The sequence below is a fragment of the Streptomyces sp. NPDC090045 genome, assembly GCF_044747975.1.
GTDB lineage: Bacteria > Actinomycetota > Actinomycetes > Streptomycetales > Streptomycetaceae > Streptomyces.
In genome coordinates, this window is record NZ_JBIVFA010000035.1 from 1 (window position 1) to 8,160 (window position 8,160).

General features: G+C 75.4%; 7 protein-coding genes. 4 read left to right on the forward strand and 3 right to left on the reverse strand.

Annotated elements, in window-relative coordinates; all coding sequences use genetic code 11:
• Nucleotides 1–312 precede the first annotated feature (312 nt).
• Both ACIPYQ_RS41020 and ACIPYQ_RS41025 read right to left on the reverse strand, forming a co-directional pair.
• Nucleotides 313–822: an SUKH-3 domain-containing protein gene (locus ACIPYQ_RS41020; protein WP_401259774.1), complete on the reverse strand. Its 510-nt coding sequence runs from the start codon at nt 820–822 to the stop codon at nt 313–315.
• A gap of 2 nt (nt 823–824) precedes the next feature.
• Nucleotides 825–1,403 (reverse strand): YwqJ-related putative deaminase, encoded by a 579-nt coding sequence (locus tag ACIPYQ_RS41025; RefSeq protein WP_361767283.1) that lies wholly within the window; start codon nt 1,401–1,403, stop codon nt 825–827.
• A 230-nt stretch (nt 1,404–1,633) separates the two neighbouring features.
• Here ACIPYQ_RS41025 and ACIPYQ_RS41030 point away from each other — a divergent pair, with 230 nt between their 5' ends.
• From ACIPYQ_RS41030 to ACIPYQ_RS41040, 3 genes are all read left to right on the forward strand, one after another.
• Nucleotides 1,634–2,647: an SMI1/KNR4 family protein gene (locus tag ACIPYQ_RS41030; RefSeq protein WP_401259776.1), complete on the forward strand. Its 1,014-nt coding sequence runs from the start codon at nt 1,634–1,636 to the stop codon at nt 2,645–2,647.
• Nucleotides 2,648–2,654: 7 nt separating this feature from the next.
• Nucleotides 2,655–5,204: an SUKH-4 family immunity protein gene (locus ACIPYQ_RS41035; protein WP_401259777.1), complete on the forward strand. Its 2,550-nt coding sequence runs from the start codon at nt 2,655–2,657 to the stop codon at nt 5,202–5,204.
• 134 nt (nt 5,205–5,338) lie between these two features.
• Nucleotides 5,339–6,211 (forward strand): cellulose-binding protein, encoded by an 873-nt coding sequence (locus ACIPYQ_RS41040; RefSeq protein ID WP_401259779.1) that lies wholly within the window; start codon nt 5,339–5,341, stop codon nt 6,209–6,211.
• A gap of 141 nt (nt 6,212–6,352) precedes the next feature.
• Here the strand turns inward: ACIPYQ_RS41040 and ACIPYQ_RS41045 are convergent, their stop codons facing one another.
• The gene (locus tag ACIPYQ_RS41045) at nt 6,353–7,249 is read right to left on the reverse strand and encodes an alpha/beta fold hydrolase (protein ID WP_401259780.1); all 897 of its coding nucleotides are present in this window, start codon (nt 7,247–7,249) and stop codon (nt 6,353–6,355) included.
• An 81-nt stretch (nt 7,250–7,330) separates the two neighbouring features.
• Here ACIPYQ_RS41045 and ACIPYQ_RS41050 point away from each other — a divergent pair, with 81 nt between their 5' ends.
• Nucleotides 7,331–7,894, forward strand: coding sequence for a CGNR zinc finger domain-containing protein (locus tag ACIPYQ_RS41050; RefSeq protein WP_401259782.1), 564 nt, complete (start codon nt 7,331–7,333; stop codon nt 7,892–7,894).
• The last annotated feature ends 266 nt before the right edge of the window (nt 7,895–8,160 follow it).

Here is an 8,160-nt window from a genome sequence, read left to right on the forward strand (position 1 = left end):
GTCTCCTCGGGCGTCGAACGTGTCGGGGGGTCGGAGGGCCGAGGCACCTTGTGTTCGACGCCCTGCGGGGAGCGCCCCTGCACACACCCGTCCCCGGCCGAGCTGCCCCGATCCCTCAGCCCCGCCACCCCAATCCAGCCTCGCCGCACCAAATCCAGCCTCGCCGGCGTTTGAGGGGTGGGGGTCCCCCCGGACGGAGTCTGGGGGAGGGTGCGGGGCGGAGCCCCGGGCCTTGAGGGGCACCGTTCGGCTTCGCCGCACTGGTCCAGCCCCGCCGGGGAGGGGCGGCAGCCCCAGGTGGGAGCAGACGGGTCAGGCTGTGGTGAGGCGGGTGGGTTGGAGGCCGGTCAGGAGGAGGGTGAGGGCTTCGTCGAGGGTGGAGCCGAGGTACCAGTCGCCGGTGTGGTCGATGCCGTAGATGCGGCCTTCGCGGTCGAGGGCGAGGTGGGAGCCTCCGTCTGCCTCGACGCCGAGGGGGCAGAGCTGGGTGGACAGGGCCCGGCCGAGGTCGGCGAAGGTGCGCGCGAGGTGGAGTCCCGTGAGCGGGTCGAGGCGGACCGGGGTGGGGGCGATCTGGCGGCCGGGTCCGGGCGCGGTGACCGTGAGGCCGCCGAATTCGGCCCAGGCCTCGACGGCGGCGGGGAAGACGGTGTGCCGGTGTCCGGCGGGGGTGGTGTGGTCCCGGAGCGCGTCGGCCCAGTACTCGGCCTGCTTGATGTCCCAGCGGCCGGGTTCCCAGCCGGCCGTGCGCAGGGCGGAGTCCACGGCGACCGGGAAGCGGGTGGCCGAGGAGCGGTCGTAGGAGGCGGAGGTGGGGGTCATGGCTACTCGGCTGGGGTGAGGTCGACGGGGCGTACGCCGAAGTGGGCGAGGAGGGCGTCGCAGGAGCGGCAGGGGGGTGCGTAGCTGCCGTGGAGGGGGTCGCCGTCCTCGCGGATGCGGCGGGCGGTGATCTTGGAGTGCTTGAGGGAGCGGCGGGCCTCGCTCGCGGAGAGGGGCTTGCGGGAGGCCCGCCGGGAGCGGGCGGCTTCGACGGCGGCGAGGTGGCGGGAGAGCAGGATCGCCTCGGGGCAGCGGCCGGTGAATCGTTCGCGCTGTCCGCTCGTGAGGGTGTCGAGGAAGTCCTGTACGAGCGGGTGGAGCGCGGGGGGCTGGTCGGCCTTGCCGGCGGTGCCGGTGAGGGTTTCGCCGCGTACGGAGAGGGCGGCGGCGATGGTGGGGAGGATGCCGTCGCGGCGGAAGCGCAGGACGGGTGCGACGGGGCGGCCGTCGGTGCTGCTCCAGCGCAGGCGGGGGTCGCCGGCGGGGCCGGTCGCTTCGCCGGCCGGGCCCGCGGCTGCCGGCGTGCCCGGTGCCTCCGGGTCGGTGTCGCCCGGTTCTGTGCGTGTTGCCGTGTGGTGCATGGTCGCGCCTTCCCTCCCGTGGCGGCGGTGGTGACCGCTGTCGCGCACGCCCCCGTACTGCGGGGACAGCCTGTCAAATGTCACCTGTCATGCGGAAGCGGGGTCGAATATTCGTATCAATTCGGATGTTCCTGGCCCTCGGGCGGGTGCGCCGGTCGGGTGCGGGTGAGGCTCTTGCCCCAGCGCATAGGCTGTGGTGAACCAGCCAGATCCAGCAGGGGGCTACCGCCATGACGACAGGTCGGCTCGGGCAGCAGGCCGCGCCACCCAACGCCGCTTACTCGGGGCAGGTCGTGCATTTCCCGGACCCGGTCCGGGCCGCTCGGCATCCCCACGGGGTGCGGATGGACGGCAACGGGCATCCGGACTTCTCCGCGTACGCGCGTGCGGCGGTGGAGATCGCCGAGCCGCCGGAGGGCTTCGGCGTGGACGAGTTGCGGCTGACGGACTACGTGTCCGCGAACGCCGCGATGAAGGCCGCCGGGCACGAGTTGTGGGACACGGTTGGGCCCGTGGCGACCCCGCACGGCTGGACCTGGCACCACGTGGCGGGTTCGCGGCGCATGGAGCTGGTCCCGGTCGAGGTGAAGGCGCTGCTGCGGCACCACGCGGGGCTGGCGACGGCTCCGGTGGACCACGAGAAGCGCGGGACGCGGCCGTTGCAGGAGGTGCGTCCGGCGCACATGGGGCTGCCGAAGTCGGTGGTGTCCGTGTCCGAGGAGCTGGTGCAGGGGGTCGAGGAGGATCTCGGCTACCGGCTGCCGGAGGCGTACCGCTCGTTCCTGAAGGCCGCGGGCGGCTGCGCGCCGGTCGGCGCGGGCCTGGACGTGGACCTGGGTCTGCTGGTGGACCAGCCGTTCTTCACGGTGCGTGAGGAGGCGGCGGTCAACGACCTGGTGTACGTCAACAAGTGCCTGCGGGACCACCTGACGAAGGACTACCTCTGCGTGGCCTTCGCGCAGGGCGGGCTGCTCGCGCTGAAGGTGAAGGGCGAGGGCCTCGGCTCGGTGTGGTTCTCCCCGTACGACGATGCGCGCGACCAGGACGGCTGGTCGGTACAGGAGCGCGTGGAGCGGCTGTTGCTGCCGTGCGGTGCTGATTTCGACGCCTTTCTGGAGCGGCTGGCCGGCAATCCGCCGGAGCTGGAGACGGTGGCCGGTCTGATGGTGGACGGCGGATTCGCACGACCGGTTCCCGTGGCGGGGCCGGTTCCGTCGGTGCGTCCCGGTTCGGATGAGGGGTGACGGCGCGATGGTGACCTTTGCGCAGGCGCAGGAGCGCGCCGAGGAGTGGATCAACGGGGACGTGCCCGCGTACCAGCACCGCGAGGTGCGCGTACGGGAGTTCGGACTCGGGTTCGTGGTGTGGGCGGAGGACCGTGCGGCGGGTCCGGTGTCCGGGGGCGGCCGGCAGCGGCTGGTCATCGCACGGGACAGCGGGGAGGTGACGCTGTGGCCGGGGCTGCCGGTGGGTGAGGTGATCCGCCGGTACGAGGAGGAGTACGGGGCCGTGGCGGTCGCCGCGGCTTCGGAGGCTTCGGTTCCGCCGCCGCGGATCGACTCGGAGCAGACCTCGTTCATGCTGAGTCCGCCGGAGTGGCTGCAGGAGGCCGCGGACCGGGCGGGGATTCCGCCGGCGCCCGCGCCGGCCGCCGCTTCCGGTTCTGGTTCCGGTTCCGGTTCCGGGGAGCCTGCTGATGCCGTGCCGGCCGCCGCCGCGGCTCCGGCCCCGCCTTCGGCGCCGGTGGATGCGGTGCCGTTGCGGCGCGGGGGCGAGATCCCCTACGAGCCCACGGCCAACGACGGCGTACCGGCGGCTCCGACGCCGACGCCGACCCCGGCTCCGGCCGTGGTGCCGACCGGTGCCACGCCGTGGGCGGGTACCGATGTGAACTCCGGTACGGACGACGCGTCCGTACCGCTGCCCGCGACCGTGTTCGCGCCGCCGCTGTCCGGTTCGGACCTGGAGGACCGGCCGTCCTCCGGCGTGGCCCCGGAGGCGAAGACCACGCTGATGCCGGGCGGCAGCCAGCTGCCGAGGACCGCCGTGGTGCCCTCGCTGGGTTCGCCGGCGGCCGACATCGCCGACGCGCCGACGAGCAAGGCGCAGGTCTCCCGGCCGGGTGGCTCCGCCGGCCAGCCGTCGACGCCTCCGGCTGCGCCCGGTGCGCCCGGTGCAGGCGGCTCGTCCGGTGGCGGGGACCACTACGCGGCCACCATGCTGGCCGGCCCGGGTGTGCCCCAGCCGCCGGGTCCGCCCGGTGCGCCCGGTGCTCCGGGCGCGGGTCAGCCGCCCGCGCCTCCGGCTGCGGGCGCCCCGCAGCCTCCCGGCCCTCCGGGCCCGCCCGGTGCTCCCGGGTCGCTCGGCCGTGGGCTGGACCACGCCGCGACGATGCTGGCCGGTCCCGCCGTGACGGGCCGGCCGCCCGCGCCGCCCGGCCCGCCCGGTGCTCCGGGCGCCGGCGCGCCGCAGCCTCCCGGCCCTCCGGGGCGGCCCGGTGCTCCTGGTGCTCCCGGTGGCGGGCTCGACCATGCCGCGACGATGCTGGCCGGCCCCGCCGTGACGGGTCAGCCTCCGGCGCCTCCCGGTCCGCCCGGCGCTCCCGGCGGCGGGGCCCATCACGCCGCGACGATGCTCGCCGGTCCCGGCGTACCGCAGCCGCCCGGTCCGCCGGGGGCTCCCGGTGCGCCCGGTGTTCCCGGTGGCGGGCTGGACCATGCCGCGACGATGCTGGCCGGTCCCGGCGTACCGCAGCCGCCCGGCCCGCCCGGCCCGCCGCCGGGCGGACCCGTGGCGCAGCCCCCGGCACCGGTCCCGACCGGTGCGCCCACGGTCGGCCCCGGCTACCAGGCCGTGCTGCGCTACCGCGCGCCCGACGGCTCCGAGCAGCAGCTCATCCGCCGCTCGGCGCCCGGTACCCCGCACCCGGAGTGGCAGATCCTGCACGAGCTGCGCGCCATGAACGTGCCGCCGCAGCAGGTCCTGGAGCTGCACACCGAGCTGGCGTCCTGTGAGCTGCCCGGCGGTTACTGCGCCCGGATGATCCGGGAGACGTGGCCGCAGGTGCGGATCACCAGCGTGGCTCCGTACGGGAAGGACCACGCGGGCCGTCAGGCGGGCATGCGGCACCTGATCACCCACCAGGGCGAGCTGCACCAGGTGGCGGACGGTCCGGCGCGCCCCGCGCCGGTACGGGCGCCGCTGCCGCAGGTCCCGCTGCAGCCGGCGATCCCGCTGGAGGCGATCGCGCAGGAGTTGGCGGGGGCCTTCGGTCCGCAGGGCGTGTTCCGTTTCGACCAGCGGGCGGTGTCCCGTCAGGGTGTGCCGGAGATCGTGGCGCAGACGCTGATGTGGTCGGGTCTGCCGGTCGATTTCGGGCCGTTCTTCTGGGCGCAGGCGGTGCCGGGGCAGCCGGTTCCGACGTTGGCCGAGATGGCCGCGCAGCGGCAGGTGCAGCCGGCTTCGGACGCGGGCTCGTACCTGGTGATCGGCAGCGACTTCGGCAAGGCGCTGTGCGTGCAGTACGGGACCGCGCACATCGTGGCGGTGCCGGTCGAGGGCGGTCCCGGGGGTGCCCCGGTGCCGCCGCAGTTCGTGAACTCGAGCCTGCCGCAGTTCGTGCGGTCGCTGGCGATGCTGGGTCACATGTGGCGGCTGCGCCAGCATCTGACGCCGGAGCAGGCGGGCCGGTGGACCGTCGATTTCCAGGCGAATCTGGCGGGCCTCGACAGTGCGGCGCTGGCGTCGCCGGAGAGCTGGTGGTCGGTGCTGCTGGAGCAGATGTGGGACGGACTGCTCTGAGGTCGCCCTGATCGGGTGACAGGTGGAATGGCCGGGTCGGGACCCTCGGAGGGGGTCTCGGCCCGGCCATTCCGGCTTCTGGGATCAAATGGCGCATCCTTGACGGGAATCCCCGCGAGAGAGGCGCATCCAGGATGAGTGCACCCATTGCGACCGTGCGCGGTCGCGGCTACCGCATGGAAGAGGTCGACCGGTATCTCGCCCGGCTCTCCGGGAGCCGCGACGACGCCTGGGAGCGGGTGGCACGGCTGACGGTCCTGGCCAAGCAGATGGAGGCGGAGGCGGCCCGGCTGCGGGAGGCGGTGGCCGGGCTCGCCCCGCAGACATACGACGAACTGGGCGAGCGGGCCCGGCGGATCCTGCTGCTGGCGGAGGAGGAGGCGGACACCCTGCGGACGGACGCGCGGGCCGACGCGTTCGCGACGCTGGGTGCGGCCGAGGCGCGGGCCGACCGGGCGGCGGACCTGGCCCGGGGTGACGCGGAGGCGGTGCGCGAGCAGACGGAGGTCCGGGTCCGGCAGGGGCTGCTGCGGGCGCAGCACGAGGCGGACGAGGTACGGGGTCAGGCGCGGGAGGACGCGGCGGCGTGGCGGGCGGAGGCGGCGGCCGCGCTGGCGGAGACGCGGCGGCGGGCGGACGCGGAGCTGGCCGAGCGCGAGCAGGAGCAGGCGGAGCGCTGGGAGACGGCGGAGCGGGGGCTGGCGGCGCGGGAGGCGGAGCTGGAGGCGCGCCACGACGAGCTGGAACAGCACGCGGAGGCCCGCCTGGCGGAGGCCCGGCGGGGGTTCGCGGAGGCGGAGGAGTCGGCGCGGCACGGGCAGGAGGACGCGGAGGCGCGGGCCGCGGAACTGGTGGCGGCGGCGCGGGCGCGGGAGGAGCGGGTGGGGCGGGATACGGAGCGGGTCCTGCGGGAGCATGCGGAGGCGGAGGAGGAGATGCGGGCCCACATGAACCACGTCCGCTCCAGCCTGGCCGCCCTGACGGGCCGCGCTCCTGCGGAGGGCTGACGCGCGGCTGAGATTTAGCCCCTCCGGCGTTTGAGGAGCGGGGTTCGGGGCGGAGCCCCGAGAAACGGAGAAAGGGCGGGGCGGGGAGCAGCTCCGCGCAGCGGCGCCGTTGCCGGGGGCCAGCCCCCGGACCCCCGCGCCTCAAACGCCGGCGAGGCTGGAGGCGGCCAGCTCGGTGAGGAAGTCCTCGATCAAGGGGGCGATCTGGGGGAGGTGGGTTTCGAGGGCGAAGTGGCCCGCGCCCTCGAAGACGTGGACGGCGGCGTCCGGGGCGTCCCGGAGGTAGGCCTTGGCGCCCGCCGGCGTGAAGAAGGGGTCGCCCGCGCCCCAGACGACCAGCACCGGCACCCCCGCACTCCGCAGCCACGCCTGCCATGCGGGGTAGTGCGCGAAGTTCGAGGCGTAGTCGAAGGCGAGGTCGGCCTGGGCGTCGGCGCGGCCCGGCAGGCCGAGGTGGTGCACGTCGAGGGTCAGGCTGTCGGGGGAGACCAGGCCGGTGTCGGCGACGCCGGTCTCGTACTGGAAGCGGGTGCCCTCCAGGGTGAAGAGGCCGCGGACCCGCTCCTCGTTGCCGGGCACCTCGCGCCGGAGCCCGGCGAACTCGCGGGCCGCGTCGGACAGGCCCTCCTCGTACGCGTTGCCGTTCTGGACGATCAGGCCGGTCACCCGCTCGGGGCGGCGCGCGGCGAGCCGCAGTCCGACGGGGGCGCCGAAGTCGAAGACGTACAAGGCGTAGTGGTCGAGTCCGAGGGCGTCGGTGAAGCCCTCCACGATGTCGGCGAGCCGGTCGAAGGTGTACGTGAATCCGGCCGGGGCCTCGGTGCGGCCGAAGCCGGGGTAGTCGGGGGCGATGAGGCGGTAGGGGGTGTCGCCGAGGGCGTCCATCAGGCGGGCGAATTGGTGCGAGGCGGTGGGGAAGCCGTGCAGGAGCAGCAGGACGGGGCCGTCGGCGGGGCCGCTCTCGCGGTAGGCGACGCGGACCCCGGCCACGTCGGCGGTGCGGTGCTGGACGGTCGGGATGGTGCGGCGAGCGGTCATCACATGCCTCCTGCGGCTTCGGTTCCATTAGTCTGGCCGGTGATCGCTAATGGGTCAAGTGCTTGCAGTAGCATTAGTCGAGTGACAGTGACCTTCCCGCTCACCGGCGAGCCCCTCGCGCTCGACCTCCTCAACACCCTGACCGCCGAAGGCGACCTGGTCGCCGACCCGGCGGGGCTCGCGGACTGGCTGGACGCGCAGGCCGGGCGGCTGACCCCGGTCGGTGCGGCGGGCGCGGCCGAAGTGGCCGCCGTACGGGCCGTACGGGAGGCCGCGCGCCCGGCGCTCGCCGCGGCCCGACGCGGCGAGCGGCCCCCGGCCGGGGCGCTGGCCGCGCTGAACGAGGCGCTGGCCGCGGCGCCGTCCCACCGGGCGCTGGCCTGGACGCGGGAGGGCGGCACGACCGCGCCCGCGCACCGGCCGGCCGACCCGGCCCCGCGGCTCGCGGCGGAACTGGCCGAGGCGGTCGCGGACCTGCTGACGGACCCCCGGGTGGGGCAGGTCCGTGAGTGCGAGGCGCACGACTGCGTGCTGCTGTTCCTTCCGGCGCACCCCCGCCGCCGCTGGTGCGTGGCGTCGGTCTGCGGCAACCGGGCCCGGGTGGCCCGCTACTACGCCCGCCACAAGGGGCAGCCGGACGAGTGACGGCCCCAGCCGGTCGGCTGCGCCGGTGGCCTGGCCGGCCGGGGGGCGATGCGGAGGCTGGCGGATCGGTTCGGGTGGGGCCGGTTGGCTGCGCCGCTCGGGCGGGGTCGGCGGGGGCCGGTGTACGGGTTGGCTGCGCCGCTCGGGCGGGGCCCGGGCGGCTGGCTGCGCCGGTGCGGCTTGGGCCGGGTGTGTTCCGGGGCGTCTCCTCGGGCGTCGAACGTGTCGGGGGGTCGGCGGGCCGGGGCACCTTGTGTTCGACGCCC